The organism is Vibrio sp. 1562, from assembly GCF_033340155.1.
Classification (GTDB): Bacteria; Pseudomonadota; Gammaproteobacteria; order Enterobacterales; family Vibrionaceae; genus Vibrio; species Vibrio alginolyticus.
On record NZ_JAWOVY010000199.1, the window covers coordinates 1 to 836 of the forward strand.

The 836-nt window shown below is 44.1% G+C and carries 2 protein-coding genes; both read left to right on the forward strand.

Going from position 1 to position 836, the window contains the following annotated elements:
* A partial coding sequence (locus tag R7Z49_RS24120; protein ID WP_318112249.1) for an energy transducer TonB occupies positions 1–277 on the forward strand: 277 nt, incomplete at its 5' end.
* Positions 274–836 (forward strand): tetratricopeptide repeat protein (locus R7Z49_RS24125; RefSeq protein WP_411913031.1); only part of this gene is annotated, 563 nt, incomplete at its 3' end. The genes R7Z49_RS24120 and R7Z49_RS24125, both read left to right, overlap by 4 nt.

The following is an 836-nucleotide window of genomic DNA, read 5'->3' on the forward strand; positions in this document are numbered from 1 at the left end:
CAATCAACAAGCGTTACCGCTGTATAAAGTTGAACCTCGTTACCCAAGTAAAGCATTAAAACGCAAGGTTGAAGGCTATGTGATCATGCGCTTTACGATTGACACGACAGGTCGTCCAAAAGACATTGAAGTGATCGATGCAGAGCCAAAGCGTATGTTTGAAAAAGAAGCCATTAGCGCGTTGAAGAAGTGGAAATACCAACCCAAAGTTGAAAATGGTGTGTCAATTGAGCAGTTCGGACAAACCGCTAAAGTGGAGTTCAAATTAGGCAAATGATGAAGAAATTCTTAATCACAACGCTGCTTAGTTTGACCGCAGCCAGTGCGATAGCTCAAGAGCTTAGCCAGTACACCGCATCTAGAGTGCAGCGTGCGCACAGCTTAGCTCAAGAAGAGAAGCTTAAAGAAGCGATCTCAACTCTCGAATCGTTAGACCTATCGCGTGGCTACGATCAAGCGTTTGTTGCTCGTATGCTTGGTATTTTTTATTGGCAGAATGAGCAAGTTAAGCCAGCTATCAAGCAACTGGATTTCGCGGTAAGCAGCGGTTTATTGCAAGATGAGCAAGCGTGGCAAACACGTAAAATGCTAGCGGATATTTTGTTGAACGAACAACAGTTTGCTAAAGCCTTGCCGCACTATTACGAGTTGAGTAAAGCTGTACCTAAAAACCAGAAAGCTCATGAAGTTTGGCTGCGCATCGCACAATCGCATTACCAGTTGAGCCAATGGAATAAAGTGTTATCAGCGATGGGTCGCTACGAGAAGTTTGGTCAGACAGATCAACTCGATCCATTGTCGATTAAGCTTTCGTCTGAACTGGAACTCAAAAAGTG